We start from the raw sequence: 13554 nt of genomic DNA, 5'->3' as shown, positions 1-13554 counted from the left end.
CGACGCTGTGCCGGTGTCCGGACGGGGGCCGTGCGAGGTGTGCCGTAAGAGCTGTACGGGGGTGGGATCAGCCCGCGTCGAGGTTGATCGTGGCCGTGCGCTCGGCGGGGGTCTTGCCGAGCAGCGCGGTCCCCATGGCCTGCGCCACGTCGGTCGCGGAGACCGGGTGCTTCTGCCCGTCGCCCTTGGTGATCATGACGCCGTCGAAGACCCCTTCGAGGAGCTGGGTGATCGCGGGCCGGTTGTAGACCTCGACCAGCCGGCCGTTGACCGCCTTCATGGAGAGGATCTTCGGCAGTGACCTCTCGGGGCCGAACTGGATCTGCTTGGTGCCCGCCTTGATCGTGATCAGGCCGGACATCGCGGGCTGTGCGAACTCCTTCATCGCCCGGTCGATCTCGGTCCGGGTGACGGTCGGCTGCCTGGCCGCGACCGGCAGCACGACGGTGTGCGGCTTGCCCGTCTGCACCTGGGCGCGGAACGCGTCCTGGACCGCGACCATCGACCGGTCGACGTCCAGCGACTTGCCCGCCTTGCCCGGCACGGCAACGGCCTTGCCCGGCTCGAACTTGATGGTGCCCTCCGACGCGGAGCCCGAGACGCCCGCCAGATCCGTCAGCGCGGCGCCGAGCTTCTCCTGGTCGGTGGGCAGGATCGGGTCGACCACCCGCTGCCCGCCGAAGAGCGAACCGATGACCGAGACGGGGTTGTAGTCGCTGCCCGCGGCCTGGCGGACGGTGGCCTGGGTGTCCAGGGAGAGACCCGCGGCGGCGGTCCTGAGTTCGGTTTTACGGCCGTCGACGCTGAGCTGGATCGGCGCGCCGACCCGCTTGCCGAGAACGGTGTCGAGCTTGTTGACGGCCTCGTCCCGGGTGCCGCCGCCGATGTCGACGCCGAGCACCGTGGTGCCCTTGGGCACGGCGGAGTGGTTCATCAACAGGCCCGCGCCGTACGCCACACCGGCCAGCACGACGATGCCGACCCCGATGAGGCCCAGTTTGGAACGGCCGCCCTTCTTCTTGCCGGGCGTGGCCGGACGGACCGGGGCGGGTCCGGGCGTGGGGGCGGTGATGGGGTTCGACGGCGCGGACGGGTCGAAGGCTGCTTTCCCGTCGGACTGCCGGGGCGCGCCAGGACCGGCTCCGGGGCCCGGCGGGAACGGCGAACGGCGCTCCGGCGGGGCCACCGGGCTGCCGCTGTTCAGCGTGGAGCCCGAGACGTTGCCGCCCGCCGGGGCGGCGGCCGGGCCCTGGCCCTTCAGGCCCTGGCCGTTCATCCCCTGCGGGAATCCCGGGGCGGGCTGCTGCGGGGTCAGTACCGCTGTGTCGTCCGACATCGGCGGCGGCGTGGCCGCCGGGAAGGGCGGAAGCGAGTCGAGCGGCGGCGTCAGCGAACTGGTGCCGGTGACCGGACCGGTGGTCGGTCCGGTGGGTGCTGCGGGTGCGGCCGGTCCGGGGGGCACGGTGCCGCGCTGAGGCGGCTCCGAGAAGTAGGGGAGGTCGGGGCGCTGCCCGGCCTCGTCCGGCGCTCCGGTCCCGGGAGCCGCTCCGGACCCGGGAGCAACGGGCGCCGCGGGGGCGGCCGGTGCTGCGGGCGGGGCGGCGGCCGAGGACGCCGCAGGCTTGCGCGGCGCGAACCAGTCACTGGTCGGCCGCTCGGCGGGCGGCTCGGGGGCGGGCTCCGCCTCCGGCTCCGGCGGCCGGGGCATGGTCGCCGTGCGCTCGGCGTCCGGCGCATCGGCGAGGTCGCTCTCGGCCATCGGCGTACGCATGACGACCGGCGGAATCGGCCGCGAGCCAGGGATGTTGATCCGGATACGCGTGGTCAGCGTGGTCTCGGTCCTGGGCTCATCCGGCTGCGGCCCGGTGGCCGGAGCCGGGGACACGGCGTCCTCCGGAGACTGGCGGGTTCCGTACGGCGGCGTGCCCGAGGGGTACGCGGCCCCGCCACGCCCCTGAGGGCCGGTGGACGAACTGTCAGTTTCACGACTCAAGGCAGGTTCTCCCGGTTGGCTCCGCCGCCCGTTCTTACTTGTGCGGGAGGTTCGGCGGCGCGCACCACCATACTGGCCACGGCGCGATGACACCCCACGCCCATGGGAATGCGACGTTCCGGGGGCCTGACACGTGCGGCAGGTTCACCGGGCGAAGCGGCACATCACTTGCCAGGTCGGGCGGAATCCGGGCCCGCCTGCGGCAGTACGCGCAGGGTGGCGCAGATCACAGCGGCCACCATGCCGCCCAGCAGGAACACGTACGAGGCCACGCCCGCGCCGAAGACGAAGTCACCCTCCGGGCGGGTGGCCGTCAACAGCATGACGGAGACCAGCCATCCGACCGCGGGCGCGCCGACCCCGATGCCCGTGCCGGTGGCGACCCGGCCGCCGTAGAAGAGCGCGGCGGCGCCGACCAGGGCGAGCACAAGGCCGCCGGGGAACCAGGCGGCCTGGATGAGCGCGCCCGCGAAGCCGACCAGCGCGCCGAGGACGAGCAGCCCGAAGTAGGCAGCGATCCGGCGGGGGTTCAGCGGCGCCGCCAAGCCGGTACCGCTCTGATTCGTACTCATTCGACTGCTCCCGTACCGCCCTGGACCGTGCTCATCCGACTGCTCCCGTACCACGCTGGTTCACGCCGGCCCCACCGTTCCCGCGACGCCTGTGACGCCTGCGAAGAGATCAGCCTCCCGCTCGCCCTCCGGCGCCCCGGAGGCGCCCCGCACCAGCTCGTAGTACTCACGCACGAAGAGCGGCTGCCAGCGGTCGTTGGAGAGCGCGAAGAACGGTCCGTCCACCGCGATCTGGCTGGCGTGCGCGCGCATCGCGGCGGACTTGGCAGCCGTGTACGCCGTGCCGTCGATCTCCGTGGTGACGAGCGCATCGCCCACCACGCCCGGTACATCACCGATGTCCGCGATGCCCTGGAAGTCCGCACCGGCCGCCCGCAGTCGGGCGAAGCCCTCCTCGGCCACCGACCGCGGCACCCGGTTCCAGTAGATCTTCCCGATCGCGTGCGGCTCACCGAGGTCCTGCCGGAAGGCGGGCTCGGCCGCCAGCTCGGCGGCGCGCATGGCGACGCGGTGCGCCTGGATGTGGTCGGGGTGGCCGTAACCGCCGTTCGGGTCGTACGTCACCAGGACCTGCGGACGTACCGAACGGATCACCTCCACGAGGTACGGGGCCGCCTCGTCCACGGGGGTGTTCCAGAAGGCGCCCGCCCGGTGGTTCTGCTCGACACCCATCATCCCGGAGTCCCGGTAGCGGCCGGGCCCGCCGAGGAAACGGTGGTCCCGCACACCCAGCTCCCGCATCGCGGCGGCCAGTTCACCGATGCGATGCGCCCCCAGGGCGTCCTCCCGGTCGGCTGCCAGATGCGCCAGTCCGGGCGGAATGACCTCACCCTCCTCACCGAGGGTGCAGGTCACCAGGGTGACGTGGGCGCCCGTGGCCGCGTACGCGGCCATGGTGGCGCCGTTGTTGATCGACTCGTCGTCGGGGTGCGCGTGCACCAGAAGCAGACGCTGGGCGGGGAGGTCCGTCATGGGAACAGCCTACGAGCCGCACCCGCCGGTCCGCCCCTCTCAGAACTTGAGGCCGCCGATCATCCCGGCCACATTCGTGGTCAGGGAGTGGATGCTGGGCGCCATGGACGAGCTGGCCAGATAGAAACCCAGGAGTGCACAGACCAGCGCGTGCGCCGCTTTCAGCCCCGACTTCCTGACCAGCAGCACAACGATGATCGCCAGCAGCACCACCGCCGAGATCGAGAGTGCCATGACGGTTCACCTCCACATTGCGTACGGGACAGGGGCATGCCACAACTGCCGGTAGCGTCATACCCACCTAGCGCTACGGATCATAACTATCCGGGGGCGTGCATGATCGATGCACGGCAGCACGAGGGGCGCACGGACGTACGCCACGGACAGAACCGGTCGGCACATGCCTCAGGTCTAAGACCTGTCCGGCCGGTCCCCGCCCGCGCGGCCAAGTCGTAAGTTCAGTGCCATGACTTCGAACGAACTCTCCTTCCCGCGCCAATTCGCGAGAACCCAGCGCTTCACGCTGGGGGCCCCGCGCGCCTTCACGGTGTCGCCCGACGGGAACCGGGTGCTCTACCTGCGCTCCTCGTCCGGCACCGACCGTACGAACCAGCTCTGGGTGCTCGACCTCGAACGGGGCGCACAGGAGCGCGTGGCCGCCGATCCTCAGGCGCTCCTCGGCGGCGCGGACGAGCAGCTCTCGGCCCAGGAGCGGGCACGCCGCGAGCGGAGCCGGGAGGGCTCGGCGGGCATCGTCGGGTACGCGGTCGACGCGGCGGCCGAGCTGGCCGCATTCGCCCTGTCCGGACGGCTGTTCACCGCTGAACTGCGGGCCGGTTCCACCCGCGAGATCCGGGTGCCGGGGTCCGCGATCGACCCCCGCCCGTCCCCCGACGGCCGCCTCGTCGCCTATGTGACCGGCGGCGCACTGCGCGTCGTGGGGGCGGACGGGGAGGGCGACAAGGCCCTCGCCGAGCCCGAGGACGCCCATGTCTCGTACGGTCTGGCCGAGTTCGTCGCGGCCGAGGAGATGCAGCGCTCACGCGGCTACTGGTGGGCGCCGGACTCGCAGTCCCTGCTGGTCGCGCGGGCCGACGACAGCGCCGTACAGCGGTGGTGGATCGCCGATCCCGCGCATCCGGACCGCGAGCCCGCACAGGTCGGCTATCCGGCGGCCGGGACGCCCAACGCCGAGGTGCGGCTCTTCCTCTACCGCCTGGACGGTTCGCGTACCGAGGTGGTCTGGGACCGTGGCCGGTATCCGTACCTGGCCGCCGTGCACTGGTCGGACGACGGCGCACCCCTGCTGCTCACGCAGGCGCGTGACCAGCGCAGTCAGCGGTATCTGGGGGTCAGTACGGAGACCGGCGCGACCAGGACCGTGCATGTCGACGAGGACCCGGTGTGGCTCGATCTGTTCCCCGGCGTGCCCGCCTGGGCACCGGCCGGCGGCCTGGTACGGATCGCCGACGAGGGCGGAGCGCGGGTGCTCGCGGTCGGCGACCGGCTGCTCACCGGGCCGGAGTTGCACGTTCGGGCGGTGCTGGACATCTCGGTTGACGACATCCTCGTTTCCGCCTCGGCGGGCGAGACCGCCGCGGTTCCCGAGACCGGCGAGATCCACGTGTACCGGGTCAACGAACTGGGCGTGGAGCGCGTCTCGGCAGATCCGGGTGTGCACTCCGCGGTGCGCTCCGGGGGTGTGACGGTGCTCGTCTCGGCCGGTACGGAGGTGCCGGGCGCGACCGTACGGGTGCTGCGGGACGGCAAGGAGGTGGCCACGGTCGCCTCGTACGCGGAGAAGCCGGGCCTCACTCCCCGCGTGACCTTCGCCGAGGGGGGCGCACGGAAAATTCCGTGCGCCGTCCTGCTCCCCACCGGCCACCGGGAATCGGACGGCAAGCTGCCGGTCCTGCTCGACCCGTACGGCGGCCCGCACGGCCAGCGGGTGCTCGCGGCGCACAACCCGCACCTCACGTCCCAGTGGTTCGCCGACCAAGGCTTCGCGGTGATCGTCGCGGACGGCCGGGGCACCCCCGGCCGCTCCCCGGCCTGGGAGAAGGCGGTCAAGGACAACTTCCCACTGACGCTCGACGACCAGGTCGACGCCCTGCACAGCCTGGCCGAACAGGGCTTCCCGCTGGACCTGGAGCGGGTCGCGATCCGCGGCTGGTCGTACGGCGGCTACCTCGCCGCGCTCGCCGTACTGCGCCGCCCCGACGTCTTCCACGCGGGCGTCGCGGGCGCTCCGGTCACCGACTGGCGGCTGTACGACACGCATTACACGGAGCGCTACCTCGGCGACCCGCAGGAGCAGCCCGAGGTGTACGCGGCGAGCGGGCTGGTCACCGACGACGGGCTCTCCGCCCCGGAGAACCCCGCGCGGCCCCTGATGATCATCCACGGGCTCGCCGACGACAACGTGGTCGCGGCGCACACCCTGCGGCTCTCCTCGGCCCTGCTCGCCGCGGGCCGCCCGCACGAGGTGCTGCCGCTGTCCGGGGTGACGCACATGACACCGCAGGAACAGGTGGCCGAAAATCTGCTGCTGCTCCAGGTGGACTTCATCAAGCGGTCCCTGGCGCCCGGCGCGGACGGCGAAAGCCACTAGGCCGACGGTTCGAAGGCCTGTCCGGCCGGGGCATGGTGCCGCCCCGGCCGGTCGCGCCACGCTGTCAGGCGGGCGTCGCTGTCAGGCGGGCGTCGCCCCGGTCGGCGGCCCCTCGGGACCGGACCCCGGAGGGCCCGGGGGCGCGCCTCCCGACGGCCCTGACGCCCCCGGCTGTCCGGGCGGGCCCTCCAACGGCCGCGGCGGCCCCGGCGGCCCCTCGTCCGGCCCCAGCCCGATGTCCGGTACGACCTGCTTCTCCTCGGCGAAGTGACAGGCCGAGTCGTGGTGCACCGGGCCATCGACCATCCGGAACACCGCGGGCACGGCCAGCGCGGGCACCTCCTGCGCGCACCGCTCCTGCGCCTTCCAGCAGCGGGTACGGAACCGGCAGCCCGACGGCGGATTGGCGGGCGACGGCACGTCCCCGACCAGGATGATCCGTTCCCGCCGTTCCCGCGCCTCCGGGTCGGGCAGCGGCACGGCGGAGAGCAGCGCCTGGGTGTACGGGTGTGTCGGGTGCTCGTAGATCTCCGCGTCCGAGCCGACCTCGACGATCCGCCCGAGGTACATCACGCCGACCCGGTCGGAGATGTGCCGGACGATCGACAGGTCGTGCGCGATGAACACGTACGCCAGGTTGAACTCCTTCTGCAGCCGGTCCATCAGGTTGATGACCTGCGCCTGCACCGACACGTCCAGCGCCGAGACCGGCTCGTCGGCCACGATGATCTCGGGGTTGAGCGCGAGGCCGCGGGCGATGCCGATGCGCTGACGCTGACCGCCGGAGAACTGGTGCGGATACCGGTTGATGTACTCCGGGTTCAGACCGACCACGTCCAGCAGGTCCTGCACCTTGCGGCGCCGGTCCCCCTTCGGAGCCACCTCGGGGTGGATCTCGTACGGCTCCCCGATGATGTCACCCACCGTCATACGCGGATTGAGCGACGTGTACGGGTCCTGGAACACCATCTGGATGTTCCGCCGCACCGCCTTCAGCGCCCGCCCGGACAGCTTGGTGATGTCCTCGCCCTTGTACTTGATCGAACCGCCCGTCGGGGCCTCCAGGTTGACCAGCATCCTGGCGACGGTCGACTTGCCGCAGCCGGACTCCCCCACGATGCCGAGCGTCTCGCCCTGGCTGAGCGCGAACGACACCCCGTCGACGGCCTTGACCGCGCCGACGCTCTTCTTGAAGAGGATGCCCTGGGTCAGCGGGTAGTGCTTGACCAGGTCCCGGACTTCGAGGATGGGGTGTACCTCGTTCGCGAACGCCGTCTCCGCGTGCGACTTCTCCATCAGGTCACGCTCGGCCTCGGCCGCGTCGCGTGCGTCCCGGCGCCCCGAGTGGTCAGCGTGCATCGAGCGTCTCCTTCCAGAAGTGGCAGGCGCTCCGGCGTTCCTGGTTCACCTCGTACAGGGGCGGCACGTCGGTACGGCACACCTCCTGGGCCATCGGGCAACGGGGGTTGAAGGCACAACCGGGCGGGATGTGCAGCAGGTTGGGCGGCAGGCCCTTGATCGCGTAGAGGTCCTGGCCCTTCTGGTCCAGCCGCGGGATCGAGGCGAGGAGACCCTTGGTGTACGGGTGGGCGGGGGCCCGGTAGATCTGGTGGACCGGCGACGTCTCGACGATCCGGCCCGCGTACATCACCGCGATCTTGTCCGCGACGTCAGCGACCACGCCGAGGTCGTGGGTGATCAGGATGAGCCCCATGTTGAACTCCCGCTGGAGCTCGGCGAGCAGGTCCATCACCTGGGCCTGCACGGTCACGTCGAGCGCCGTGGTCGGCTCGTCCGCGATGATCAGGTCCGGCTCCAGGGCCAGCGCCATCGCGATCATGATGCGCTGACGCATACCGCCCGAGAACTGGTGCGGGTACTGCCCGACGCGCTCCTTGGCCGCCGGGATCCGTACCGTGTCCATCAGTTCGACGGCCTTGGCCTTGGCTGCCTTGTGGGACATGCCCTTGTGGACCGTGAACATCTCACCGAGCTGTTCACCCACGCTGAGCACCGGGTTGAGCGAGGAGAGCGCGTCCTGGAAGATCATCGCCATCTTGGCGCCGCGGACCTTCCGCCGCTGCTCCTCCTTGAGCTTCAGCAGGTCCTGGCCCTGGAAGATGATCTCGCCACCGGCGATGTGTCCGGGCGGCACGTCGAGGATGCCCATGATCGCCTGGGCCGTGACGGACTTGCCGGAGCCGGACTCCCCGAGGACGGCGAGCGTCTCACCGGAGTCCACGGTGTAGTCGACGCCGTTCACCGCCTTCGCGACCCCGTCGCGGGTCCGGAACTCCACGTGCAGATCGCGCACTTCGAGCAACATGGTCCGGCTCCTCAGCGCAGCTTGGGGTCGAGGGCGTCGCGCACCGCGTCGCCGAGCATGATGAACGCGAGCACCGTGACGGCCAGCGCACCGGCCGGCCAGAGCAGCATGTGCGGGGCGTTGCGGATGTACGGGGAGGCGGCGGAGATGTCGATGCCCCAGGACACGGTGGGCGGCTTCAGGCCGACGCCGAGGTACGAGAGCGTCGCCTCCAGCGAGATGTACGTACCGAGGGCGATGGTCGCCACCACGATCACCGGGGCGACCGCGTTCGGCGTGATGTGGCGCAGCAGCATCCGGGAGTTGGACGCGCCGAGCGCCCGCGCTGCCTGGACGTAGTCGTTCTGTTTGACGGTGATGACCGAGCCGCGCGCGATACGGGCGATCTGCGGCCAGCCGAGGAGCACCATGAAGCCGATGACCGGCCAGACGGTGCTGCTGGTGACCACGGACAGCAGGACCAGACCGCCGAGGACCACCGGGATGCCGAAGAAGATGTCGGTGATCCGGGAGAGGATCGCGTCGCCGGCGCCGCCGAAGAACCCGGCGAGACCGCCGAGGAAGCTGCCGATGAGGGCCACTCCGACGGTGGCGCAGACACCGACGGTCACCGACTGGCGGGCCCCGTAGACGGTACGGGTGTAGACGTCGCAGCCCTGGCCCGTGAAACCGAACGGGTGCCCTGGCTGGGAGCCCTGCTGGGCCTTGTCGAGGTTGCAGTTGAGCGGGTTCTGGGTGGCGATCAGCTGCGGCCAGATCGAGATCACCACCAGGAACAGGATGATCAGGCCGGAGATGATGAAGATCGGGTTCCGGCGCAGATCGCGCCAGGCGTCGGACCAGAGGCTGCGGGGCCGTTCCTCGGGGCCTCCGTCGTGGGCCTGCTTCGCGCCCTCCAGCGTGGCGCCCTCGCCGGTCGCGAGGTCCATGGGCCCACCGGCGCCGGTGCCGGCGATCGCCTCGTCGGGATTCTGGGACTCAGGCATACCGGATCCTCGGGTCGAGAACGGCGTAGAGGAGGTCGACGATGAGGTTCGCCACCAGGAAGACGATGACGAGGACCGTGACGAAGCCGACGACCGTCTGGCTGTTCTGGCGGAGAATGCCCTGGTAGAGCTGGTAACCGACACCGTGGATGTTGAAGATGCGCTCGGTGACGATGGCACCGCCCATCAGTGCGCCGATGTCCGTACCGATGAACGTCACCACCGGGATCAGCGAGTTGCGCAGCAGGTGCCGGACGATGATGCGGCGCTTCGGCAGGCCCTTGGCGACGGCGGTGCGGACGTAGTCGGCGCGGCGGTTCTCCGCGATCGACGTCCGGGTCAGCCGGGTGACGTACGCGAGGGAGACGGACGCCAGCACCAGTCCGGGCACGATGAGTTGGTTCAGGGGGGCCGAGGGCGAGACGGCGGGCTCGATGATCCCCCAGTTCACCCCGAGGAACAGCTGGGCGAGCAGACCGGTCACGAAGGTCGGGACCGAGATGACGACCAGGGTGAGCAGCAGGACCGTGCTGTCGATCGGGCGGCCCCGGCGGAGCCCGGTGATCACACCGAAGGTGATGCCGATGATGATCTCGAACACGATCGCCACCACGGTGAGTCTGATGGTGACGGGGAAGGCGCTGCCCATCAGGTCGGTGACCTTCTCACCGTTGAACGCGGTGCCGAAGTCCCCGGTGAAGACATTGCCCATGTAGGTCAGGTACTGCTGCCACACGGACTTGTCGAGGCCGAACTGGGAGCGCAGCTGAGCAGCGGTCGCCGGGTCGCAGGCGCGGTCTCCGCAGAGGCCGGCGATGGGGTCACCCATCACGTTCACCATCAGGAAGATCAGTAGCGTGGCACCGATGAACACCGGGATCATCTGGAGCAGACGCCTGATCACATAACGTCCCATGAGGGGCTCCGGGGGTCGTTGTAGGAGGGAGTACGGCCCGGCGCTCGCGGTGCGCCGGGCCGTACTCCCAGTGGCGTCAGTGGACCTTGATCTCGTTGTAGACCGGGACGCTGAACGGGTTCAGCGCGACGTTCGAGATGCGGTCCGAGTAGCCTGCGCTGCCGTTCTGGTACCAGAGCGGAATGGCGCCCATGTCGTCCCGCAGTACCCCTTCGGCCTGCTGGAACTTCTGCACGGCGGAGGCGGTGTCGGTGTCCGCGTTGGCCTCGTTGACCAGCTTGTCGAAGGTCTTGTTGGTCCAGTGGCCGTCGTTGGACGAGGCGTTGGTGTAGTACAGCGGCTGCAGGAAGTTCTGGATGAGCGGGTAGTCCATCTGCCAGCCGGCGCGGAACGGGCCCGACAGCTTCTTCGCGCTGATCTGGTTGCGGAAGTCGGCGAAGGTGCCGACCGGGTTGCCGACACAGGCCTTGTCGTTGCCGAGCGCGTTGTTGACGTTGTTGCAGATGGCGTCGATCCACTCCTTGTGGGAGCCGGTGTCCGCGTTGTACGTGATCTTCAGCTGACCGCCGGGGATGCCGCCGCCCTCCTTGATCATCTTCTTCGCCTCGGTGGGGTTGTACGTGCAGGAGCTGCCGCAGAGCCCGGCCTTGTACCCGCCCGCGGCACCGAGGACCGGTGAGGTCCAGTCGGTCGCCGGGGTCCGGGTGTCCGCGAAGATCGTCTTGGTGATCTGGGGCCGGTTGATCGCCATCGAGAGGCCGATCCGGACCTTCTTGGCCCCGGCGGTGTTCCACTCGGGCTTGTAGAAGGGGAAGGCGAGCGTCTGGATGATGCCGGCCGGGGTGTTGATGTAGCGCCCGCTCAGGTCGGACTTGACGTTCTTGAGCTGCGCGGCGGGGATGTCGTCGACCAGGTCGAGGTTGCCCGCGGTCAGGTCGGTGTACGCGGTGTTGTTGTCGGTGTAGACCTTGAGGTCCACCCCGCCGTTCTGCGCCTTGTCGGAGCCCGGGTACTTGTCCCACGTGCGCAGGCTCATCTCCGAGCCCTTGGTGTACGACTTGATGGTGTACGGGCCGTTGCCGATCGGCTTGGACAGCCACGCCGAGTGGTTCGTGTAGAACTCCGAGGGCAGCGGGGCGAAGGCGGCGTACCCGAGGGTGTCCGGGAAGGTGGAGAACTTCTGGTTGAGCTTGACCGTGAAGGTCGTGTCGTTGACGACCTTCAGCCCGGACAGTGTGGTGGCCGTGGCGCTGCCGGTGTCCGGGTGGACCTTGTCGTAGCCGTCGATGTAGCCGAAGAAGTACGCGTTCTTCTGGTTGTTCTTCAGGTCGGCGCCGTAGTTCCAGGCGTCCACGAAGGACTTCGCGGTGATCTTCTCGCCGTTGCTGAAGGTCCAGCCGGACTTGATGGTGATCTTGAAGTTGACCGAGTCAGTGGTTTCGATCTTGCTGGCCAGCATGTTCTCGGCCTTGCCGGTCTTCGGGTTGTACCGCTTGAGACCACGGAAGACCATGTCGAGGACCTTGCCGCCCTGGACCTCGTTGGTGTTCGCCGGCTCCAGCGGGTTCTGCGGGTCTCCCCAGGAGGAGCTCAGGACTCCGTTGCTCCCGCCACCGCCACTGCTGCTCCCTCCGCCGCCGCAGGCCGTCGCCGCCAGCGCGACGGTAACCGCGCATGCGGCCCACTTGGCGTGTGTGGCTCCGCGCATGGAGTGCCTCCTTCTGGTCCCAAATCGCACTTAGGGCCCAATATCACCCGACAGTAGGAGCAATGCACTTCCACCAGGGCCGTCTGTGTCCATCCGTCACCAGAACGCCCGGATGCCCCGCATAACGAAAGGGACACACCTTTGACCGGACGCAGCCGTCCGGCTCACCCCGGTTTGCCGCTCCGTCAGGGAACGAGTCAATCCCTGAAGATCATTTATTTTGTCAAGTTCAGATCAACAACCTAAAGACCCGTCGATGACTTGCACCGTGCATTGACCACTGTCAACTCCATTGGTTGGGTCCGTTCCAACCCCTTAGCTCCTCCCACCCGGAGGACGCCGCTTTCCGTTCGGGGACAGGAGTTCGATGACCACGCCATCCCCGGCCCCCAGCTTCTCGGTGGACACCAACGCCATCGCAGCCGCTGAGGAGTCCCGGCACCCCGACGGCCCCGACAAGGGCGCCGAAGCCCGGAGTCCAGGCCAGCTGGCCTGGCTCAGGTTCAAGCGCGACAGGACCGGGGTGGTCTCTGCCTGCGTCGTCCTCTTCTTCTTCCTGATCGGGATATGCGCGCCCCTGATCTCGGCGCTGTACGGCAAGAACCCGTACGACACCTACGGCCAGGACACCCCGGGGCTCCTCAACGACTTCGCCAACCCGGTCAAACCCAACGGCGGCATCAGCTCCGACTTCTGGTTCGGTATCGAGCCCGGCCTGGGACGGGACGTCTTCACCTTCCTCCTGTACGGCATCCGGAACTCGCTGCTGATCGCCACTGCGGCCACCCTGTTCACCGTCCTGATCGGCGTGGCCGTGGGCGTCACAGCTGGATACCTGGGCGGGAAGACGGACTACTTCGTCGGCCGGGTCATCGACATCCTGCTGGCGTTCCCCTCCACGCTCTTCTTCATCGCGTTCATGCCGATCGTCCTGAGCGTCTTCGTCTCTCCCGAGGAGAGCACGCCGATCTGGCTCACGGTGCTCTGTCTCGTCGGGGTACTCACCGCGTTCGGCTGGGCCTCGATCGCCCGGCTGCTGCGCGGTCAGGTACTGGCCCTGCGGGAGCGGGAGTTCGTCGAGGCCGCCAAGGTGACGGGCGCCTCGCCGGCCCGGATCATCTTCAAGGAGCTGCTGCCCAACCTGTGGACGCCGATCCTCATCCAGGCGACGCTCGGGCTGCCCGCGTTCGTGACCGCGGAGGCCGGCCTCGCGTTCCTCGGCGTCGGCATCGTCGACCCGACGCCCGACTGGGGTGTGATGATCCAGCGCGGCGCCGCGGTCTACAGCGACGACATCACCTTCATGCTCTTCCCCGGTGTGGCGATGGTGGTCTTCGTGCTCGCCTTCAACCTTCTCGGCGACTCGGTCCGCGACGCGGTCGACCCGAAGACGAACCGCTGACCCTGCACCCGGCGGTGACGCCTCCCGGCTCCCGGGCCACCTCGCTCCTTCCGCTTCTCCCTGATCTC

At 69.4% G+C, this 13554-nt stretch carries 11 protein-coding genes; 2 read left to right on the top strand and 9 right to left on the bottom strand.

The features are described from left to right. Window positions 1-67 precede the first annotated feature (67 nt). From OG709_RS23910 to OG709_RS23895, 4 genes are all read right to left on the bottom strand, one after another. Entirely contained in the window at window positions 68-1993 is a 1926-nt protein-coding gene (locus OG709_RS23910) for a hypothetical protein (protein WP_250298091.1), read from the bottom strand. 164 nt (window positions 1994-2157) lie between these two features. Beyond that, window positions 2158-2565, bottom strand: a complete 408-nt coding sequence (locus OG709_RS23905; protein WP_250298092.1) for a DUF6113 family protein — start codon at window positions 2563-2565, stop codon at window positions 2158-2160. Between the two features lie 60 nt (window positions 2566-2625). Continuing rightward, window positions 2626-3537 (bottom strand): N-acetyl-1-D-myo-inositol-2-amino-2-deoxy-alpha-D-glucopyranoside deacetylase, encoded by a 912-nt coding sequence (gene mshB / locus OG709_RS23900; protein WP_329167666.1) that lies wholly within the window; start codon window positions 3535-3537, stop codon window positions 2626-2628. A gap of 39 nt (window positions 3538-3576) precedes the next feature. Continuing rightward, window positions 3577-3771, bottom strand: coding sequence for a hypothetical protein (locus tag OG709_RS23895; RefSeq protein ID WP_250298094.1), 195 nt, complete (start codon window positions 3769-3771; stop codon window positions 3577-3579). 232 nt (window positions 3772-4003) lie between these two features. Here OG709_RS23895 and OG709_RS23890 point away from each other — a divergent pair, with 232 nt between their 5' ends. Then, window positions 4004-6148 (top strand): S9 family peptidase, encoded by a 2145-nt coding sequence (locus OG709_RS23890; protein WP_250298095.1) that lies wholly within the window; start codon window positions 4004-4006, stop codon window positions 6146-6148. An 81-nt stretch (window positions 6149-6229) separates the two neighbouring features. On the opposite strand, the gene OG709_RS23885 is transcribed toward OG709_RS23890, so the two are convergent. The 5 genes from OG709_RS23885 to OG709_RS23865 form a co-directional block, all read right to left on the bottom strand. Then, complete coding sequence (locus tag OG709_RS23885) at window positions 6230-7507, bottom strand: ABC transporter ATP-binding protein (protein ID WP_250298096.1); 1278 nt, start codon at window positions 7505-7507, stop codon at window positions 6230-6232. Continuing rightward, a complete protein-coding gene (locus OG709_RS23880; protein WP_250298097.1) occupies window positions 7497-8474 on the bottom strand; it encodes an ABC transporter ATP-binding protein in 978 nt (325 codons plus the stop codon). Before OG709_RS23880 ends, OG709_RS23885 begins: the two co-directional genes overlap by 11 nt. 11 nt (window positions 8475-8485) lie before the next feature. Beyond that, window positions 8486-9460, bottom strand: a complete 975-nt coding sequence (locus OG709_RS23875; protein ID WP_250298098.1) for an ABC transporter permease — start codon at window positions 9458-9460, stop codon at window positions 8486-8488. Beyond that, window positions 9453-10376: an ABC transporter permease gene (locus tag OG709_RS23870; protein WP_250298099.1), complete on the bottom strand. Its 924-nt coding sequence runs from the start codon at window positions 10374-10376 to the stop codon at window positions 9453-9455. The genes OG709_RS23875 and OG709_RS23870 overlap by 8 nt, the downstream gene beginning before the upstream one ends. Before the next feature lie 76 nt (window positions 10377-10452). Beyond that, complete coding sequence (locus tag OG709_RS23865) at window positions 10453-12084, bottom strand: peptide ABC transporter substrate-binding protein (protein WP_250298100.1); 1632 nt, start codon at window positions 12082-12084, stop codon at window positions 10453-10455. A gap of 367 nt (window positions 12085-12451) precedes the next feature. On the opposite strand from OG709_RS23865, the gene OG709_RS23860 reads away from it, so the two are divergent. Further along, window positions 12452-13486 (top strand): ABC transporter permease, encoded by a 1035-nt coding sequence (locus OG709_RS23860; protein ID WP_250298101.1) that lies wholly within the window; start codon window positions 12452-12454, stop codon window positions 13484-13486. The last annotated feature ends 68 nt before the right edge of the window (window positions 13487-13554 follow it).

The organism is Streptomyces sp. NBC_01267 (assembly GCF_036241575.1).
Classification (GTDB): domain Bacteria; phylum Actinomycetota; class Actinomycetes; order Streptomycetales; family Streptomycetaceae; genus Streptomyces.
The sequence above is the reverse complement of the archived record's forward strand: the minus strand, read 5'-3'. Positions and strand labels throughout refer to the sequence as shown.

Bases quoted from the DNA above. Each gene is read 5' to 3' on its own strand.
- OG709_RS23895 (WP_250298094.1), bottom strand. From the start codon at position 3,771: ATGGCACTCTCGATCTCGGCGGTGGTGCTGCTGGCGATCATCGTTGTG.
- OG709_RS23905 (WP_250298092.1), bottom strand. From the start codon at position 2,565: ATGAGTACGAATCAGAGCGGTACCGGCTTGGCGGCGCCGCTGAACCCC.
- OG709_RS23880 (WP_250298097.1), bottom strand. From the start codon at position 8,474: ATGTTGCTCGAAGTGCGCGATCTGCACGTGGAGTTCCGGACCCGCGAC.
- OG709_RS23885 (WP_250298096.1), bottom strand. From the start codon at position 7,507: ATGCACGCTGACCACTCGGGGCGCCGGGACGCACGCGACGCGGCCGAG.
- OG709_RS23875 (WP_250298098.1), bottom strand. From the start codon at position 9,460: ATGCCTGAGTCCCAGAATCCCGACGAGGCGATCGCCGGCACCGGCGCC.
- OG709_RS23860 (WP_250298101.1), top strand. From the start codon at position 12,452: ATGACCACGCCATCCCCGGCCCCCAGCTTCTCGGTGGACACCAACGCC.
- mshB (WP_329167666.1), bottom strand. From the start codon at position 3,537: ATGACGGACCTCCCCGCCCAGCGTCTGCTTCTGGTGCACGCGCACCCC.
- OG709_RS23865 (WP_250298100.1), bottom strand. From the start codon at position 12,084: ATGCGCGGAGCCACACACGCCAAGTGGGCCGCATGCGCGGTTACCGTC.
- OG709_RS23870 (WP_250298099.1), bottom strand. From the start codon at position 10,376: ATGGGACGTTATGTGATCAGGCGTCTGCTCCAGATGATCCCGGTGTTC.
- OG709_RS23890 (WP_250298095.1), top strand. From the start codon at position 4,004: ATGACTTCGAACGAACTCTCCTTCCCGCGCCAATTCGCGAGAACCCAG.